Raw genomic sequence first — 20,780 nt, 5'->3', positions numbered from 1 at the left:
CTTTAGATGTTGTCTGGATTACTGATTGTTCTTCTACCCCTGATAGTGGGTTATTTAATACGCGTTCGCTCTACTCCTTTGCAGCAACTTATCAACCGGGCCGTCAGTGGCTCGGTCTACCTTATTTTGCTCTTTATGGGGATTAGTCTGGCCGGACTTGAAAACCTGGCAAGCCAGCTTTCACGCCTGGGGGGCAATGCGCTACTGCTGTTTAGCATTACTACCGTGTTTAATCTGGCCGCTCTCTGGTGGCTGTCTCGCCGGGTCGCGTTAAAAGCGGGCAATTCACCGGTGGTTAAAAATGCTCCAACTAGCAAGCTTGCCGCCATGCAGGGCTCGTTACTTTTGCTGGCCGTCGTTGCCGGTGGCGTTATTACCGGTCTGCTGCTGGGCCCCTGGCTGGGTGAGAGTCTGTTTTCCACGGCCGATTTTATGGCCGAATGGGTGCTGTATGCGCTGCTGGTGCTGATTGGCTGTCAGCTACGTAATTCCGGCATGCCGCTTAAGCAAATTCTCCTCAACCGGCTGGGGCTGGCTATCGCGGTCACACTGGCCGTTAGTTCTCTTCTGGCGGGGCTGGCGGCGGCACCCCTGCTATCGCTTAGCTGGAATGAAGGACTCGCCATGGCGTCTGGCTTTGGCTGGTATTCGCTTTCAGCCATCTTAATTGGTGACCAGTTAGGACCGCTGATGGGCGGCGTAGCGTTTTTTAACGACCTTACCCGCGAACTCTTGGCGTTTATTTTGATTCCGCTGGTGATTCATCGCCACACCGCCCTTGCTATTGGCTATGGTGGCGCGACATCAATGGACTTTACGCTGCCCGTGATTCAACAGCACGGCGGCGTCGACTGCGTACCCATTGCGGTAGTTAGCGGGTTTATTCTTTCGCTGCTCTCACCCCCACTGATTCTGTTCTTTTTGTCGCTGTCAACATAGGTGGCAGGTTTCATCCGTCAAAACAATGATCTCACTCAACGCTTAACCAAAGGCAGTGAAGCATTACCTCTCTGGTGAATATTTTCCAGAGAGGACAGGCTTTTTCTATTTTCAGGCGTTACACGTAATGGTTCAGAACTTAACAATTAACAATATTTTCCACTTAACTCAGCCAACTACGCTTTTAGACTTCTTAACAAATATAAATATAAGCAAAACAGACTTCAGCAAAAACCTTTTAACTCTTATTAATATCGCTCTTAAACGCTATAAATAATAATCGCTTATTAGATTCAATCAGACGTTTGATAACGTTATCTAAGGCTATTTAACCATTAACTAACATATCGAGTTGATGTAGGTTATGGCTGAGTGCAATGTCACCAACGTATTCTTTTTCGACTAAAGTAGTTTAATAAAGATTTCCACCACGAGGCCTGTTGGCAGGTTTGTCGAAGGATAGACAGGGAAATCACCGAAAAGATGAATGATCTAATTAGGCACTATTAACCATGATAATCCAGGGAGGTTGAACATGGGCGGAGTGGCTTTGGGCGAGGTTACTACCGATAAAAGCGAACCGGACGAGAGTCTAAAGGAAGTTGGCAGAAACTTGAAGTTAACCGCCGTCAAAACTTCTTATATCTCTCATCAAGTACTTTCTGACTATTGTCCTGATCACAGTATTACGAGCAAACCTCATAATACTGTCATCGCTAAAAACGATAAAAAAAAACCAGACTCTCCACAGCGCATTCTGTTTGTAACCACCGAGATTACCGACTTCGTTAAAGTCGGTGGATTAGGTGATGTTTCATCTGCTTTACCTAGGGCGCTATCGGTGCATCACGATGTGCGTGTGCTGATTCCTGCCTATCGGGAAATACTTGAATCCGAGTATGACATTATTCCAGTAGGCCACCTGCCTGCCTTTGCCGATTTGCCCGCGTGTGATATAGGCAAGATCACCTGCCAAGATGGGCTGATTCTGTATGTATTGCTCTGCCCCGAGCTTTATGACCGGGAAGGCACGCCCTATGGAATGGGCTCCAGTGGCTATGGCGATGGTCAGGATAAAGGCTGGCAAGACAACGACATTCGCTTTGCCAGACTCTCCCGGGCGGCGGCCGATATCGCCCTTGGCGAGGCAAATCTCGATTGGCAGCCACAGCTATTGCACCTCAATGATTGGGCGTGCGGTCTGGCGCCGGCCTATATGCACTGGCAAGGGCAATCCATTCCAAGTGTGTTCACAATTCACAACCTGGCATATCAGGGCATCTTCAATGCCTCGCGCTTGAAAGCGCTCGGCATTCCCGATGAGGCGTTTCATATTGAAGGTGTCGAGTATTACGGCGACCTTTCGTTCATGAAAGCAGGCATCGTCTATGCCTCGCGTGTCACCACGGTCAGTGCCACTTACGCTCAGGAAATCACTACGCCTAAATTCGGCTGTGGCCTTGATGGTCTGTTGCGCTGCAAAGCCGACCAAGGGCTTTTAAGCGGTATTCCCAACGGTATCGATGACTCCTGGGACCCGCGTACGGATAGCCACTTGATCCAGGCCTTCTCCTCAAACGACTGGCGTGGCAAACGCGCCAATGCCGATCATGTCCGCCGTCATTTTGGCCTGTTGCCGAGCCAAGGCCCCCTATTCGTGGTGATATCACGGCTTGTCCATCAGAAGGGGCTTGACCTTACCATCAAGGCTGCCAAAGCGATTGTCGATGCTGGCGGTCAGATCGTGTTTATGGGCAGCGGCGAGTGGGATGTTGAGGAAGCATTGCGTGAGCTGGCCATGCGTTTTCAGGGGGCCATCGCTGCATACATTGGTTTCGACGAATACCAGGCGCGCTGCCTGTTCGCCGGGAGCGACTTCCTGCTGATGCCGTCACGTTTTGAACCCTGCGGACTGAGCCAGATGTATGCCCAGCGGTTTGGTTCACTTCCCATTGCCCACAGAACCGGCGGACTGGCAGACACAATTGAAGATGGCGTAACCGGTTTCTTGTTCGACGACATGCAGTTCGGCAGCTACATGCGAGCGATTCAACGCGCTTTTGCAGTCCATAAGTCGACTGACCTGTTCAACGCCATGCGCGGCGCTGCCATGACGGGACGCTACCATTGGAAGCAATCCATCGTGCCTTACAGCAAGCTTTACCAGCAGGCTCTGGAGCAGGCGGACACTTTACAAGCAGGATATAAAACAGCGCTATCTCACTGAAGGAGTCGGCAAGGAATGTCTGACAGGGCTCAGTTTCGAGAAACGGTTTTTCAGCCCACCTGGGGCGCTCAGAGGGTCGAGGAAGGAGTCACCCGGTTTGTACTCTGGGCGCCGGACGCTCGTCGGGTCGATGTAGAGGTTGAAGACCTGCCCAGCGCCACCATGGTGAAAGTCGATGACGGGTATATTGCCGCCGAGCTTGCCTGCGGCCACGGCGCTCACTACCGCTATCGTGTATTCAGTGATGGCGACGATCAGGACAGCCTGATACCCGACCCTGCTGCCCGCGCTCAGGCTGGTGATATCGACGGACCTAGCGTAGTGATTGACCCAAACCACTATCATTGGCGTAACCAAGGCTGGCAAGGGCGCCCCTGGCATGAAACGGTGCTTTACGAGCTGCATGTCGGCACGCTGGGCGGCTTTGAAGGCGTTCGCCAACACCTACCCTACCTTGCTGAGCTGGGCATTACTGCCATCGAGCTGATGCCGGTTTCGGAGTTTCCCGGCGCACGCAACTGGGGTTACGACGGCGTGCTGCCCTACGCAGTGGAAGCCTCCTACGGCAGCCCGGATGAGCTGAAAGCCCTGATCGATGAAGCCCATGGCCTGGGCCTGATGGTATTTCTCGATGTGGTGTATAACCACTTCGGCCCCGACGGCAACTACCTGGCAAGCTATGCCAGCACTTTTTTTCGTGAAGACATCGCCACGCCCTGGGGCCCTGCCATCGATTTTCGTCAGCCCCAGGTGCGCCGCTATTTTATCGACAACGCCTTGATGTGGCTTGAAGAGTACCGCCTGGACGGGCTTCGCTTCGATGCCGTGCATGCCATCAGCGAGCAGGACTTTCTGGTCGAGCTGGCACAAACCGTACGCACCCGGATAGCGCCTGAGCGGCATGTCCATCTAGTGCTTGAAAACGAAGGTAATACCGCCAGCCTACTCAATGCTCAGCAGTTTAGCGCCCAGTGGAATGACGACTGGCACAACGTTATTCATGTGCTTCTGACCGGGGAAACCGAGGGCTATTACAGCGATTTCGTTGATGATGCTACGGCCCGGTTGGCCCGCTGCTTAAGCGAAGGGTTTATCTATCAGGGCGCGCAGACACGCCATGGCCACACTCGCGGCGAAACTAGCGCTCATTTGCCTCCCACAGCCTTTGTGGCGTTTCTACAAAACCACGACCAGACCGGTAACCGCGCTCTTGGCGAGCGATTAAGTCATCTTGCAGACCCCGACGCCCTAGCGGCCGCCACAACGCTGCTGCTGCTTTCGCCCAAGGTGCCCTTGCTGTTCATGGGCGAAGAGTGGGGCGCTACTCAGCCCTTTTTATTCTTCACTGAGCATAAAGAAGAACTCGCCCAGGCGGTTCGCGAAGGACGCCGGGCTGAGTTTGCCGACTTCAGCGCTTTCCAGGATGAAAAGGCCCGCGAGCGTATACCTGATCCCAATGCCCTGAGCACATTCGAGGCGTCAATCCCCGATTTTGACGCCCGCGAAACGGCTCCCCATGCCGCGTACCTGGAACGCTATCGCACCCTGTTGGCACTCCGCCATCAGCATATCGTTCCTCGCTTGAAAGGCGCACGAGCATTAGGAGCTGACGCCATCGGCGACAAGGCCGTGCTGGCCCGCTGGCAGATGAACGACGGCTCCCAACTGGTAATAGCGCTTAATTTAGGCAACCAGCCAACCGCCTTATCCGATTCCAGCACTCAACTGCTGCTTGCCGAGCAGTGCTTATATGAAACGCACGAAGGAGTGGCATCGACTACACGCAGTGGCCGCCTGCCCTCGGGTGCTGCTGCCGTGTGGCTGCTGGATGGGCTGGGTAACAGTGAGGCAAGCCGATGAACCATAAACTTACCCAGCTTGCTGAAGCGGCCGGGTTATTGCTCGAATGGGAAAATAGCGACGGTGAACCGTGCCAGTTGTCTGAGTCGGTTCAACGCACCCTGCTGGAAGTACTCGGGTTTTCAACCGAGAGTGAAGCGGCGCTGGATGAAAGCCTGCAGCGCCTTAAGCGCCTGCATGCCCCGGAAAGCCCTTCCGAGTGGCCACCGCTGATCACCGCTGATCTTGAAACGCCGATCACGTTGCCATCCCCGCTGGCCCCCGGCACGGCGTTTATATTGATGCTTGAGCAAGGCAGCCGCGTAGAGGGCTCGCTCGACCGCGACGGCACGCTGCCCGGTGTCGCAGAAATTGGTTATCACCAGTTGCATATTGCCGATACCCAACTGACTCTGGCAGTCGCGCCGCAGCGGTGCTTCTTTCCTAATGGAGCTAGTGGTGAGCCCACGCCCCGCTTATGGGGCCTGGCCGCCCAGCTTTATGCTCTGCGCCGCACGGGCGATGGCGGTATTGGCGATGTTCTGGCGCTGGAAAACTTTATCGCCCCGGCAGCAAAGCTTGGCGCGGATGCGCTGGCCATTAGCCCTACGCATGCCATGTTCAGCGTTAACCCTGACAATTACAGCCCCTACTCGCCCTCCACGCGGCTTCTTAACAATGTGCTGTATAGCGCGCCGGAAACGCTATTCGGCGAAGACCGCGTTCGCGCTGCCCAGGCACGCAATGGGCTGCAGGCAGAACTTAGCCGCCTGGAAGCCGACGATTTACTCGACTGGATTGATGCGGCGCGGGCCAAGCTCTCCTGGCTGCGCTTTCTATACGATGATTTCATGGCTTGCGAGGATGAAGCTACTCAAGCCCTGCGCCAGAAAATGCACAAATTTCGTCAGACGGGAGGTGATTTACTGGAAGATCACTGCCGTTTTGAGGCCCTGCAACGCGAGTTCGGACCCAGCAACTGGCGTGACTGGCCGGCAGCCCTTCGCGATCCTGCCAGCCCGGAAGTGGCTCGCTTTGCCGAGACCCGCGCCCACGAAATAGGTTTTCACGTCTTTCTGCAGTGGCTAGTCGCTGAAGGGCTATCGTGCGCCCAGTACGCTACTCGCGAAAACGGCATGGCAATAGGCTTAATTGCTGACTTAGCCGTGGGCGCCGACGCCGCGGGTAGCCAAACGTGGAGCCGCCAGGAAGATATGCTGGAAGGCGTCTCCATCGGCGCGCCCCCTGATCTGTTTAACGGCCAGGGGCAAAACTGGGGGCTGGCTGCCTTTTCGCCCTTCGGTCTGAAACGCTCGGGTTTTCGTAGCTTTATCGATATGTTACGTAGTGCCTTTGCCCACGCCGGTGGGCTGCGAATTGATCACGTTCTTGGCTTGATGCGCCTATGGCTGGTGCCCCAGGGCGCCCCCGCCACTGAGGGTGGCTACCTGCTTTATCCATTGGACGACATGCTTCGCCTAGTGGCATTGGAGTCCTGGCGTCATCGCGCCATCGTGATTGGTGAGGACCTTGGCACCGTGGCGCCGGGCTTTCGCAAGCTTCTGGCCGCGCGCGGCATATTGGGTATGCAGGTGCTGTGGTTCGAGCAAGATGAAGACAACAACTACCTTGCCGCCAGCCAGTGGTCTCCCGATGCGCTGGCCACTACCTCGACCCATGACCTGCCCACTGTAGCTGGCTGGTGGGCGGGCCGCGATATTGAATGGCGTGACCGCCTTGGATTGTTCAAGGCTAACCAGAGCTTGGAGGGCGAGCAACAGGCCCGCCGTCATGAGCGGGCCAAGCTTGCCACAACGCTTGGGCTGCTGGGCAGTAAACCAACCACCCAGACCCTGGAAGCTGCCGACATTCCCGCCTCGCAGGTGCTCGATGCCTGTGTCCGCCATCTGGGCGGCACCTCTGCGCCGCTGGTACTCCTGCCGGTAGAGGATGTTCTGGGGCTTGAAGAGCAGGCCAACCTGCCCAACAGCACGGCTGAGCATCCGAATTGGCGCCGTCGCTGGGCAACCGATGCCAGCGACCTGCTGGCATCCGACGAAGTTCATCAACGGCTTGGCACACTGGCGCTTTCGCGCAGCGGCGAGCTAAAAGAACCGACCTCACAATCTGCCCTGTTTGGGAGGCCGACTCATGAATGAGATTCGTGCAACGCTTCGGCTCCAGTTTCATCGCGATTTTACGCTGGCGGACGCCGAACGCTGGGTAGACTACTATGCTGCTTTAGGCATCAGCCATATCTATGCCTCACCGCTGCAGGCGTCACGCGCGGGGTCCCCGCATGGCTACGACGGCGTTGACCCCACTCGCATCGACCCTGAACTGGGCGGTGAGGCCGCTCTGAAAAGCCTGGTTTCCCGGCTGCGCGCCCACCATATGGGATTGGTTCTGGATATTGTGCCCAACCACTTGGCGGTGGGCGGCTCGGAAAACCTTTGGTGGCAAGATGTGCTGGCCTGGGGTGGCGATAGCCCCTACGCCGGGTTCTTCGATATCGACTGGCATCCTGATATCAACAACGCTGACCCCACGCTTAACGGCAAACTGCTCGTGCCGTTTCTTGGCGCCGCCTATGCCGAAGTACTCAACTCAGGCGAATTGACGCTGGACTACGACGCCGAGGCGGCAAGCTTTCACGTCGATTATCACGAGCACCGTTTTCCCATCGACCCGCGTCACTACGGCGACATACTGCGTTTTTCCGAGCACAACGCGCTGTATGAGCAGGCGGCTTTTTTTGAAGCCCTACAGCAAGACGAAGACGCTTACACGTCTACCCAGGATGCGCGTCGCCAGTTAAACAAGGTGCTGGAATCACCCGCGGCCCAGGCGTCGCTCAGCGCCGTCATGAAACTGTTCAATGGTGCAAGTAATAACGCTGCTACTAGGCTTCATGCCTTGCTGGAACGTCAGCACTACCGCTTGGCATGGTGGCGCACCGCATCTGATGAGATTAACTGGCGGCGTTTTTTCGACGTGACCGAACTGGGCGGGCTACGCATTGAAGACCCAAAAGTCTTTGAGGCCGTACACGCCCTGCCATTACGTCTGGTCGAGGAAGGCTGGGTCGACGGCCTGCGAATAGACCACGTTGATGGGCTGGCCGACCCGCGGGGTTACTGCCTGCGCCTGCGCCAGCACCTGGATGCGCTAGAGGAAAAACGCCCGGCAGATGCGCCGCGCAATGTCACCTTGTATGTAGAAAAGATTCTGGGCGATGGAGAGACGCTGCATACTGACTGGGGCGTAGATGGCACCAGCGGCTATGAATTCATGAACGAGGTCTCGGGAATACAGCACGACCCCGCAAGCGCCGCTCCCCTACGCCAACTATGGCATGAAGTCAGTGGTCGTAATCCTGATTTTTCTGCCGAAGTGCGCCTGGCCAGACGCGAGATACTTGCTTCCTTGCTGGCCAGCGAATTTTCGGCCTGCGCCCGTGCCCTGCATGCTGTCGCGCGTGCTCAATTAAGCAGCCGTGATATTACTCTGGCCGCGATTCGCCGTGCCTTGGAAGCGTTGATTGTCCACTTCCCTATCTACCGCACTTATGCCGATGACACCGGCCGCCCCGATGCCGATCAACCCTTCTTTACCCAGGCAATGCAAAGTGCACGCCAAGCGCTTAACCCGCCGGACATTGGCGTTCTTGAAGCGCTTGAGCGTTGGCTAGGGGGTGAGGCACCGCGTGATGGCGCCAAGGATAACGAGCGCCAGCTGCGTCAGCGCGCGATTACCCGCTTTCAACAGCTTACTTCGCCGGTGGCCGCCAAGGCGGTGGAAGATACCGCCGGGTATCGCAGTGCGGCACTGATTTCGCGTAACGACGTGGGCTTTGATGGGGAGCACTTTAGCCACTCCGCCGAGCACTTCCATAAGGCGAATGCCCGGCGTGCCCGCGACTTCCCTGGCTCCATGCTGACCACCGCTACCCACGACCACAAGCGAGGCGAAGATGTACGTGCCCGGCTTGCCGCACTGAGTGAGCACGCGGTGATGTTTACAAGCCAAGTTGAGCGTTGGCGGAAAATGGCCGCACCGCTGCGCCAGTCATTGCCTGAGGGGCTTGCGCCCTCACCGGGCGACGAGCTGATTCTCTATCAGATTTTGCTGGGCGCTTGGTCGCCAACGCTCGATCCACAGGACGATGAGGCGCTTGAGCACTTTAATCAGCGACTCGCCGAGTGGCAGTTAAAAGCCCTGCGCGAAGCCAAGCTGCGTAGCCACTGGCTGTGGCCCGACGAGGCTTACGAATCGGCCTGCCGCACATTTTTAGAAGGGTTGCTGACCACAGCGCCCTTGCGGGATTCGATCGCCGCAGCTGCGCGCTCTCTCGACCTTCCGGGCACCATTAACGGCTTGGTACAGACGGTACTGCGCCTAACCGTACCCGGCGTGCCGGATCTTTATCAGGGAACCGAGTTCTGGGACTACAGTCTGGTAGATCCGGATAACCGCCGCCCAGTCGACTACGGCCTGCGTAAAGCAGGACTTGATCAGTCGCTGCCACCCGCCGAGGCCCTGCGCACCTGGCGTGATGGTCGAGTAAAACAAGCAATCATTGCCCGGTTGCTCAAGCTTCGCCAACGCCATCCGCTGCTGTTCGCCCAAGGCGATTATCGCCCGCTTATGGCAGACGGCGAACGTGACAATCACGTGGTGGCCTTCACCCGCCGCTATACCGGCTACCAATTACTGGTGGTGGTCCCCCGACTCACCGCCAACCTGCTGGATAACACCGACAGGCCGCATATTCCACAAGAACGCTGGGAGGACACGTGCCTGCAACCGGACCCAGGCTGCTGGCGAAGCGTTTTAACCGAGGCAACCCTGGAAGCAGGCAGCGCCGGCATTTCTGTTGCCAGCCTGCTTGCTGAGCTACCCGTGGGAGTTTTCCTGCGCGCTGACCACATGGACAGCAGCACTGAAGCCCCGCCCTTCCATCCACATAGTGAATTATCGAAATAGGCATAGGGAGAGCTGAGATGACTGACGAAGAACGCGTACGTCAATTGGCCTACAGCATTTGGGAAGCTGAAGGGCGCCCCGAAGGGCAACAGCAAAAACACTGGGATAGAGCGATCAAGATAGTGGCTGCCGAACAGGCGGCAGGCAACGAAGCCGAGCTTGACGAAGTGGGCGAACCGATCGACGAAGCGCCCATTTTAGAGGATGACCTGCCTCTGGAAGAGGATGAAATGGGCATTCAGGAGAACCGTCTACCGCTTGAGGATCCCGATGGCGATCTGTCATTCGATGAAGCCCCCTTTCGCGACGATATAACGGTAGGCCAGGACGTGCCTGTCCAGGACCGTGGCCACCCGCCCCAGGAACCTACACCCGACGAGGCAGCCGGCTCAATGGAGCCAATGCCGGAAGAGTCCGCCACTGTAAAACGCGCCCAGCGCCCGCGTCGTAGCAGCGAGGCGCTAACCGCTACTGACGAGGCTGACGCCCCTCCACCGGCCAAGAAATCAACACGCGCTCAGCCCAAAAAGACGGCCGGATCAGGAAAATCCGAGCCCACTAAAACAGTGACCAAGAAAACCGCGACCAAAGCGAAGAAACCAAGCGAGCGGAAATAAAGCGACCACGCATAAGAGCACTCAAAAGGCTCAAGGATGAATGAGATGCAAACAAGCCAAACCACGCGGGACGGCGATGACTCCGTTGCGACCGATGAAGCCCCTAGCGTCATGCGGCGCTCACGCGTGCATGAAGGATGGTCGTTTCCCTTAGGCGCCAACTGGGATGGCCTGGGGGTGAATTTTGCGCTTTTTTCGGCGCATGCTACCCGGGTTGAGCTGTGCCTGTTTGATGAAACGGGCGAGCACGAGCTGGAACGCATCGAACTCCCCGAATATACCGACGAAGTGTGGCACGGCTACCTTCCAGACGCGCGGCCTGGTCAGCTCTATGGCTATCGCGTGCATGGGCCTTATGATCCCGAGAAAGGCCACCGCTTCAACCCCAATAAACTGCTGCTTGACCCCTACGCCAAGCAGATCGTGGGCGAGATCAAGTGGGACGAGGCGCTATTCGGTTACACCATTGGCCATCCGGATGGCGACCTGAGTTTCGATGAACGTGACAGTGCAGCGTTCATGCCGAAGTGCAAAGTAGTGGACCCGGCCTTTACCTGGGGGCGCGCGCGGGGAGTACAGCTCCCCTGGGACAAGACCATTGTCTACGAAACCCATGTTCGCGGTTATACCATGCGTCATCCGTCGGTACCTGAAGCGTTACGCGGTACCTTCGCCGGGCTGATGGTCAACGATGTGGTCGACTACATCCGCTCGCTGGGTGTGTCGTCAGTGGAGCTTTTACCCATTCATGCGTTTGCCGACGATCAGCGCCTGCAGGAGCAGGGGCTACACAACTACTGGGGCTACAACACCCTGGGCTTCTTCGCCCCTCATTCGCGCTATTTATCTGGCGACAACGTTAACGAATTCAAGGAGATGGTCGCGCGCTATCATGCTGCGGACCTGGAAGTCATTCTTGACGTGGTCTACAACCACACGGCTGAAGGTAACGAGCTCGGCCCGACGCTCTCCCTCAAGGGGATCGACAACGCCTCCTACTACCGGCTGATGCCGGACGAGCCGCGCTACTACATCGACGACACAGGCACCGGCAACACCCTGAACCTGAGCCATCAGCGCGTTCTGCAAATGGTCACCGACTCCCTGCGCTACTGGGCCACGGAAATGCGCGTTGACGGCTTCCGTTTCGATCTGGCGACCATCCTTGGGCGTGAGCCTCACGGCTTTGACGAAGGCGGCGGTTTTCTCGATTCCTGCCGCCAGGACCCAGTGCTTAGCCGGGTCAAACTGATTGCCGAACCCTGGGACTGCGGCCCCGGCGGCTATCAGGTGGGTGGTTTCCCGCCGGGTTGGGCGGAGTGGAATGACCAGTTCCGCGATACCGTACGTGCTTTCTGGCGGGGCGACGAGGGGCAATTGCCAGACCTGGCCACCCGGCTCATGGGCTCGGCAGATTTCTTCAAGCGCCGCGGCCGGCGACCGTTTGCGTCGGTCAACTTCGTTACCGCCCACGACGGTTATACCCTCTACGATTTAGTGGCCTACAACGATAAGCATAACGAGGCAAACGGCGAAGATAATCAGGATGGCCACAGCCACAACCTTTCGTGGAATCACGGCGAAGAGGGCCATAGCGACAATGACGAGATCCAGACGCTGCGGTTACGCCAGATCCGTAACTTTATCGCCACTACGCTGTTTTCCCAGGGTACGCCCATGCTGCTGGCGGGCGATGAACTGCTGCGCACCCAGCAGGGCAACAATAACGCTTACTGTCAGGACAACGAGATCAGTTGGCTGGACTGGAACCTCGATGGTAACGCTCACGCCATGATCGAGTACGTGCGCCGGGTGACGGCGCTGCGGCTGCGCTACCCCATTCTACGTCGCGGACGCTTCCTCTCGGGTGAATACAACGAGGAAATGGGGCTCAAGGAAGTGACCTGGCTGGCCCCGGATGGCAATGAAATGAGCGTTGAGCGCTGGGAAGACTCTGAGGCCCGAACACTGGGATTGATGCTGGACGGCCGTGCCCAGCCCAGCGGTATACGCCGTGCCGGCGCCGACGTTACTTTGCTGCTGATTTTTAACGCTCATCACGACTCAGTGGCGTTTCACCTACCTGAAGCACCCAGCGGTGGAGGTTGGTTATGCCGCCTTGATACCAGTTGGACCACTGAGGAAGATTCTTCCCAACATGCGTTTGACCAACGTTCTTTTGTCCAACGTTCTTTTGGAGAGAAGCATGTAATGGAAGGCCGTTCGCTGGCCCTGCTGGAGCTGGTTCAACTAGAGCAAGTGCAGCAGGCTGATAACGCCGCAACCTAGCCATGAGGCAGCGCGTCTAAGCTTACGGGCTTTTTTGCGCTGCAAGGAGAAGCATGCAATGAGTTCATCTGTCACTCCAGCCTCACCTGCCCTGCCGGCGCAAGAGCAGGAACCCAACGATGTTCTGACGGCTGTCCAGGCACCGCGCATTGCAATTGAAGCCGTCATGCCCTCCCTAGATAACGGACGCTTTGCAGCTAAGACGGTGATTGACGAGCCAGTACTGGTCAAGGCGACAATTTTCGCTGACGGCCACGATGTGCTGGCGGCAGCCGTGTGCTGGCAAGATGACGAGGGACGTGAGCAGCGCGTGCCCATGCAGCCAGCCAAGCCTTTGGGGTTGGATGTCTGGGAAGGTAGCTTCACCCCGACGCGCGTGGGCCGCCACACGTTTACGATCGAAGCCTGGTGGGATATTTACGCGACCTACCGCTATGAGCTTTCCAAGAAGCACCAGGCAGGCGTTCCCATCAGCCTCGAACTCGAAGAGGGCCGGCAGCTGATCGAACGCGCCGCTGAGCGCGCTTCTGAAAACAACAATGCAGCGCTAAACGAAGCTCTGGTTGCTCTTCATGAACAGTTTCAGCTGGCCCCCCAGGAGGGCGAACGTGTTGCGCTGCTGCTGGATAGCGACACGGCACAGTTGATGCACGAAGCGGACTCACGGCCGCACCTCACGCAAAGCGATGTTACCTATCCTCTAGATGTGGAAAGGCTCAAGGCACGCTTTGCCAGCTGGTATGAGCTGTTCCCCCGCTCGGAAACCGACGACCCCAACCGTCACGGCACATTCAAGGATGTTCACAAGCGGCTACCCATCATCCGCGACATGGGCTTTGACGTTCTCTATTTCCCGCCCATTCACCCGATTGGCCGCAAGCATCGCAAAGGGCCCAACAACAGCCTGGAAGCTGGGCCAGACGATCCCGGCAGCCCCTACGCGATCGGAAGCGATGAAGGTGGGCACGAGGCTATTCACCCAGAGCTAGGTACCCGCGAGGATTTCCGCGAGCTGGTGCGCGTGGCAGGCGAGCATGGCCTGGAGATAGCGCTTGATTTCGCCATCCAGTGTTCGCCAGATCACCCGTGGCTCAGGGAGCACCCCGGCTGGTTCTCCTGGCGGCCCGACGGTTCGATCCGCTACGCCGAGAACCCGCCCAAGAAGTACCAGGATATCGTCAACGTCGATTTCTACGCCCAGGATGCTGTTCCTGAACTGTGGACCGAGCTTCGCGATGTGGTTCAGGGCTGGGTCGATGAAGGCGTGAAAATCTTTCGCGTCGATAACCCGCATACCAAGCCGCTGCCCTTCTGGGAGTGGCTGATTGGTGATATTCGCAGGCGGGATCCTGATGTGATCTTTCTGGCCGAAGCCTTTACGCGCCCACCCATGATGCTGCGCCTGGGCAAGCTGGGCTTTACCCAGAGCTATACCTATTTTACCTGGCGCCATACCAAGGCCGAGCTGACGGAATATTTCACCCAGTTGAACGAGGCGCCGCTGCGCGATGGTTACCGGCCGAACTTCTTCGTCAACACGCCGGATATCAACCCCTACTTTCTACAGTCTTCCGGGCGGGCCGGTTTTCTGATTCGCGCAGCACTTGCCACGATGGGCTCAGGCTTATGGGGCATGTACTCAGGGTTTGAACTCTGCGAAGGCGCGCCGGTGCCGGGCAAGGAGGAGTATCTCGACTCTGAAAAATACGAGATTCGTCCGCGTGATTACAGCGCACCCGGCAATATCGTCTACGAAATTACCCAGCTTAACCGGCTTCGGCGCGAAAACCCGGCGCTGCATACCCACCTGGGCGTGACCTTCCACACGGTACACAACGACCGTTTGCTGCTCTTTACCAAGGCCACCGAGTCGCTCGATAACGTGGTTCTTGTCGCCGTTAATCTTGACCCTTTCGAGCCACAGGAAGGCGCGTTCGAGTTGCCTTTGGCACTGTTCGATCTACCCGAAGAGGCAGCGCTACACGTGGAGGACCTGATGAGTGGCAGACGCTGGACGTGGCAGGGCCAATGGCAAACGGTGCGGCTCGACCCTGCCGTCATGCCGTTCGCCATCTGGCGTATTCAGCCGGTTCACTGATGCGTCAGGCATGGTTTTTAAGACGATGGTTTTTAAGACGATGGTTTTTAAGACGATATTTTTAAGACCATGATTTTTAGTGTGCTCAACGGCGGGCCGTTTGTTTCAAAGGCGCCGGTTGATTCGTTTACATCGATCAAAGCAGGGAGAGCAAGCCCATGATGGATGCCAGCAGTGAAACACACGCTGTCGAGGCCCTGAATTTTCTGGATGATCCGCTCTGGTACAAGGACGCGGTGATTTACCAGGTACATGTGAAGTCGTTCTTTGATGCCAACGACGACGGCATCGGCGATTTTGAAGGCCTGATCCAGAAGCTCGACTATATCGTCAGCCTCGGCGTAAACACGATCTGGATATTGCCCTTCTACCCGTCACCGCGTCGCGATGACGGCTATGATATTGCCGAATACACCGGCGTCAGCCCCGACTACGGCACGCTGGAGGATGCCAAGCGCTTTATCAAGGAAGCGCACCAACGTGGACTGCGCGTGATTACCGAGCTGGTCATCAACCACACCTCCGACCAGCACGAATGGTTTCAACGCGCCAGACATGCCCCAGCAGGGTCGCCAGAAAGGGACTTTTATGTCTGGTCAGATACCGACCAGGCGTACACCGGCACGCGCATCATCTTTCTGGATACCGAATCCTCCAACTGGACCTGGGACCCGGTGGCAGGCGCTTACTTCTGGCACCGTTTCTACTCCCACCAGCCGGATCTCAACTTTGATAACCCCGTGGTGCTTGATGAAATTATCAAGGTCATGGAGTACTGGCTCGATATGGGGGTCGATGGTCTGCGCCTGGATGCGATTCCCTATCTGGTCGAGCGCGAAGGCACCAATAACGAGAACCTGCCCGAAACCCACGTGGTGCTCAAGAAGATCCGTGCAGTGCTCGACGAGCGCTACCCCGACCGCATGCTGCTTGCCGAAGCCAACCAGTGGCCTGAAGATACCCGGCCCTACTTCGGCGATGGCGACGAGTGCCATATGGCGTTCCACTTCCCCCTGATGCCGCGCATGTATATGGCACTCGCCCAGGAAGACCGCTTCCCGATCACCGATATTCTGCGCCAGACACCGGAAATTCCCGCCACCTGTCAGTGGGCGATCTTTTTGCGTAACCATGACGAGCTGACGCTTGAAATGGTCACCGACAAGGAACGCGACTATCTGTGGAACCATTACGCGGCGGATCGTCGGGCACGCATTAACCTGGGTATTCGTCGGCGCCTGGCGCCGCTATTGGAGCGTGACCGGCGGCGTGTCGAACTGCTCAATAGTCTGCTGCTTTCCATGCCGGGCACGCCGGTGCTGTATTACGGCGACGAGATCGGCATGGGCGACAATATTTACCTTGGCGACCGTGACGGCGTACGCACCCCTATGCAGTGGTCGGTCGATCGTAATGGGGGCTTCTCGCGCGCCGATCCGGCGAGCCTGGTTCTGCCACCGGTCATGGACCCGTTGTATGGCTACCAGACCGTCAATGTCGAGGCCCAGGTGCGCGATCCGCACTCACTGCTCAATAACCAGCGCCGGCTGCTCGTCGTGCGCAGTCAGCACCGCGCCTTCAGTCGCGGCACCATGCGGCCGCTCTACCCGGCCAACCGGCATATTCTGGCTTACCTGCGCGAGATGACGCTCGACAATGGCGAGACGGAAACACTGCTCTGCGTGGCGAACGTCGCCAGCACCGCCCAAGCGGTGGAGCTGGATCTTTCGGCGTTCGCCGGCAAAGTGCCCGTAGAAATGGTCGGCGGCAGTGCTTTTCCGCCGGTGGGCAGCCTACCTTACCTGCTGACGCTCCCACCCTACGGTTTTTTCTGGTTCCTGCTGGCCCCGGCAACCGCCATGCCCGAGTGGCATACGCCGGTACCCGAGCCGATGCCGGATTACGTCACCTTGATTATCAAAAAGCGCCTTGAGGAGATTTTTGCAGGCTCATCAAGACAACTGCTTGAACATGAAACGCTGCCCCATTACTTGCCCAAGCGGCGCTGGTTCGCGTCCAAGCAGGCACGTATCGAGGATATCCACCTGAACTCGCTGGCAAGCCTTGAGCACAGCGGCCATACCCTGCTGTTCAGCGAGCTGGAAATCACCCATGCCCAAGGCAGCGAGCGTTACCAGTTACCCCTGGCATTCCTGGGTGAGGATGAGCAAAGCAGCCCTCTTGCCCAACAGCTTGCCATGGCCCGGGTACGTCGCTTCCATGAAGTGGGTCTGCTTACCGATGCGTTCACCCTAGATGCGTTTACGCTGGCCGTTCTTGACGCCATGCGGCAGGCAATCGTGCTGCCAAGCTCGAAAGGCGCCATTCACTTCCTGCCCACGCCTGAGCTTATTGAACTCACGCTACCCGAACATCCTGAAATTGCACAGCAGGGTGCCGAGCAGTCCAATAGCTCGGTGGTGATCAATCATCAGTTGGTGCTCAAGCTGTTTCGTCGTCTGGAGTCAGGCGTTCATCCGGAGGCGGAAATCGGTCGCTACCTGACCGAGCGGGGCTTTATCAACACTGCGCCGCTGCTTGGCGAAGTAACTCAGATCGATGAACAGGGCACCCCGCAGACGCTGATGATTTTGCAGGGTTTTATCGATAACCAGGGCGATGCCTGGTCATGGACCCGCGCTACACTTGAGCGCGCCATTCGTGAAGCGCTGGCGGATGATCATCAGGGCCGCGAGTTCGCCCGCGATGAATCCCATTACGGTGCATTTGAAGAGCTGGAAGCGTTTGCCGCCACGCTGGGGCAGCGGCTGGGCGAGCTGCATATGGTGCTGGCAATGCCCAGCAATGAACCGGCGTTCATGACCGAGGTAGCCGACTCCAGCCATGTCGCGCACTGGAAACAGCGTGTAACTCAGCGTGTTGAAGAAGCGCTGGAGCTACTTGAACGCCACATTGGCGCCGCCGATGAAGCCGAACAGCAGATTGCCTCTAACGTTCTGGCGCAGCGCGATACCCTTCTGGCCTCCATTGAATACATGGCGGACCTTGCCGAGGGTAGCCTCATTACGCGTATCCACGGCGATCTGCATCTTGGCCAGGTGCTGGTTGCCCATGACGATGCCTATATCATCGACTTTGAAGGCGAGCCCGCCCGCCCCCTTGAAGAGCGGCGCGCCAAGGATAGCCCGCTGCGTGATGTGGCCGGCATGCTGCGCTCCTTCGACTACGCCTATGCCAAGATTGAAGAGGCCCAGTCCGGTGGCAGCGAAAGCCCGGATACCCACACGCGCACTAGTCACGATGTGGTAGAGCAGTACCTGCTTAGAGGGCGCCAGGTATTTCTGAATGCCTACTGGCAGGCCACCCTGGACCTTCCTCACGAATGGAAACAGGCCAATGGCGCTGCGGCAGCGGTCGATCTGTTCGTGCTCGAAAAGACCGCCTACGAAATTGCCTATGAAGCCGCCAATCGCCCCGCTTGGCTGGGTGTACCGCTGCGCGGTCTGGCAGCACTTGTCGAACAACTAAGCCCGGGAGAGCCACATGAATGAGGTGATGCACACCAGACCCACGTCAAGCCTCACGGTGGATCGTACCCTGTGGCTGACCGATGACGACGCCAATGCGTTGGTACAGGGCACTCATCGTGACCCCTTCTCGCTGCTCGGCTTGCATAGCGATGCCAAAGGCCCGTTCCTGCGGGTATTTATGCCCGGCGCCGTAGGGGTAGATGTCCTCGACCGTGAAGACGATACCTTACGCAGCTGCCTGACGAGTATGCAGATTCCCGGGCTATTCGCCGCCCGGTTGTCTCACAGCGCCCCTTACCGGCTGCGTATTCGTTGGCCCCAGGGCGAACAGATAACCGAGGACCCTTACAGCTTTGGCTTACTGCTGGGGGAAATGGATCTTTACCTGCTCGGCGAAGGTAACCACCGCAACCTGGGGCACTGCCTGGGCGCGCAGCCCATGACGGTGGAAGGCGTGCAGGGTGTGCGCTTCGCCGTTTGGGCGCCCAATGCGCGGCGGGTATCGGTGGTCGGTAACTTCAACAGCTGGGACGGGCGACGCCATGTCATGCGCCTGCGCCACCCAGCCGGGGTATGGGAGCTGTTCGTGCCTCGGCTTGGGCCAGGAGAATCGTATAAATACGAGATTCTCGAGCCCCAGGGCACGCTCGGCCTGCGCGCCGATCCTGTCGCCCTGGCGACCGAAGCACCGCCCAGCACCGCCTCGGTGGTGGCCGATACCACGCCCTTTGTCTGGCATGACGATGAGTGGATCGCCAGCCGCGGAAAGGCGCACGCCGTATCACGCCCTATCAGTATCTACGAAGTGCATGCTGCCTCGTGGCGCAAGCATGGCGGCGACAACGGCGAGCTCTACAGCTGGCGCGATATGGCAACACACCTGATCCCTTATGTGCTCGACATGGGATTCACCCACGTTGAGCTTTTACCCATCATGGAGCACCCTTTCGGCGGTTCCTGGGGCTATCAGCCGCTCAGCCAGTTTGCCCCCAGCGCGCGTTTCGGCACGCCTGCCGACTTCGCTTATTTCGTCGATGAGTGCCACCGCGCCGGGCTCGGCGTGATTCTCGACTGGGTGCCCGCTCACTTTCCTACCGACCCGCATGGCCTTGCCCGCTTTGACGGCACCGCCCTGTATGAATATGAACATCCTTTCGAGGGGTTTCATCAGGACTGGAATACCTATATCTACAATCTGGGCCGACGCGAAGTGCACGGTTTCATGCTGGCCTCGGCGCTGCACTGGCTGAAGCATTTCCATATTGATGCCCTGCGTGTGGATGCCGTGGCCTCAATGCTGTATCGCAACTACTCGCGCAACGAAGGCGAGTGGATCCCCAACCGCCACGGCGGCCAGGAGAATCTCGAAACCATCGATTTTCTGCGCCACCTCAATGAGGTCATCGCCGAGGAAGTCCCCGGCACGGTGGTCATCGCCGAGGAATCCACCGCCTGGCCTGGCGTTACCCAGCCGACCGAGAAAGGCGGGTTGGGGTTCGCTTATAAGTGGAACATGGGCTGGATGCACGACACGCTGGAGTACATCTCTAAAGACCCGGTCTATCGCGCCTACTCGCATCACGAAATGACCTTCCCCATGGTCTATGCCTTTTCCGAGCATTACGTCTTGCCGATTTCCCACGACGAGGTAGTACACGGCAAAGGGTCGCTGATCGGCAAGATGCCCGGTGATGAGTGGCAGCAGTTTGCCAACCTGCGCGCCTACCTTTCCATCATGTGGTCGCAGCCCGGCAAGAAGCTTTTATTCATGGGCTGCGAGTTTGGCCAGTGGCGTGAGTGGAACCATGACCGGGAGCTGGACTGGTCACTGCTTACCGAGCCCCGCCATGCCGGTATTCAACGGCTGCTGGGTGATCTCAACCGCTGCTACAAGGAGCTACCTGCGCTGCACGAATGCGATAGCGAGCCCCAAGGGTTTACCTGGGTGGTGGGCAATGACGAAACCAACAGCGTATTTGCCTGGCTGCGCTGGAGTACCACAGGCGAGCCGCTGCTAGTGGTTGCCAACATGACGCCGATTCCCCGCCAGGGGTACCGCCTGGGCGTGCCGATGGCGGGCAGTTGGGAAGAGTGCCTGAACAGCGACGCCGAATGCTATGGCGGCTCCAATATGGGAAATATGGGACGCATCACCGCCAAAGATGCCCCGCTGCACGGCCAAAGCGCCAGCCTTGAGCTAACCCTGCCGCCGCTGGCGGTGCTTCTGCTGCGCCCCGCTGGAGCGCTTTAGGCTTAGCCTTTGTAAATTAAGGCTCCAAAGCCCCTGACGCTTT

The 20,780-nt window shown here is 57.9% G+C and carries 10 protein-coding genes; all 10 read left to right on the top strand.

Going from position 1 to position 20,780, the window contains the following annotated elements:
- Positions 1–6 precede the first annotated feature (6 nt).
- Positions 7–939 (top strand): LysO family transporter, encoded by a 933-nt coding sequence (locus tag D467_RS0104875; protein ID WP_018916389.1) that lies wholly within the window; start codon positions 7–9, stop codon positions 937–939.
- A 535-nt stretch (positions 940–1,474) separates the two neighbouring features.
- Positions 1,475–3,166: a glycogen synthase GlgA gene (glgA, locus tag D467_RS0104865; protein WP_018916387.1), complete on the top strand. Its 1,692-nt coding sequence runs from the start codon at positions 1,475–1,477 to the stop codon at positions 3,164–3,166.
- 15 nt (positions 3,167–3,181) lie between these two features.
- A complete protein-coding gene (gene treZ / locus D467_RS0104860; protein WP_018916386.1) occupies positions 3,182–5,026 on the top strand; it encodes a malto-oligosyltrehalose trehalohydrolase in 1,845 nt (614 codons plus the stop codon).
- Complete coding sequence (malQ, locus tag D467_RS0104855) at positions 5,023–7,164, top strand: 4-alpha-glucanotransferase (protein ID WP_018916385.1); 2,142 nt, start codon at positions 5,023–5,025, stop codon at positions 7,162–7,164. Before treZ ends, malQ begins: the two co-directional genes overlap by 4 nt.
- Positions 7,157–9,991, top strand: a complete 2,835-nt coding sequence (treY, locus tag D467_RS0104850) for a malto-oligosyltrehalose synthase (protein ID WP_018916384.1) — start codon at positions 7,157–7,159, stop codon at positions 9,989–9,991. Before malQ ends, treY begins: the two co-directional genes overlap by 8 nt.
- Before the next feature lie 17 nt (positions 9,992–10,008).
- Positions 10,009–10,608 (top strand): DUF2934 domain-containing protein, encoded by a 600-nt coding sequence (locus D467_RS0104845; protein WP_018916383.1) that lies wholly within the window; start codon positions 10,009–10,011, stop codon positions 10,606–10,608.
- A gap of 45 nt (positions 10,609–10,653) precedes the next feature.
- On the top strand, positions 10,654–12,897 hold the full coding sequence (gene glgX / locus D467_RS0104840; RefSeq protein ID WP_018916382.1) for a glycogen debranching protein GlgX: 2,244 nt from the start codon (positions 10,654–10,656) through the stop codon (positions 12,895–12,897).
- Between the two features lie 58 nt (positions 12,898–12,955).
- Positions 12,956–14,995 (top strand): alpha-1,4-glucan--maltose-1-phosphate maltosyltransferase, encoded by a 2,040-nt coding sequence (locus D467_RS0104835; protein WP_018916381.1) that lies wholly within the window; start codon positions 12,956–12,958, stop codon positions 14,993–14,995.
- Between the two features lie 158 nt (positions 14,996–15,153).
- A complete protein-coding gene (treS, locus tag D467_RS0104830; RefSeq protein WP_018916380.1) occupies positions 15,154–18,507 on the top strand; it encodes a maltose alpha-D-glucosyltransferase in 3,354 nt (1,117 codons plus the stop codon).
- Complete coding sequence (gene glgB / locus D467_RS0104825) at positions 18,500–20,737, top strand: 1,4-alpha-glucan branching protein GlgB (RefSeq protein WP_018916379.1); 2,238 nt, start codon at positions 18,500–18,502, stop codon at positions 20,735–20,737. Before treS ends, glgB begins: the two co-directional genes overlap by 8 nt.
- Positions 20,738–20,780 lie beyond the last annotated feature (43 nt).

The sequence above is a fragment of the Vreelandella zhanjiangensis DSM 21076 genome (assembly GCF_000377665.1).
Lineage (GTDB): Bacteria > Pseudomonadota > Gammaproteobacteria > Pseudomonadales > Halomonadaceae > Vreelandella > Vreelandella zhanjiangensis.
Note: the sequence above shows the minus strand (reverse complement) of the source record. Positions and strands in the feature narration are given on the sequence as shown.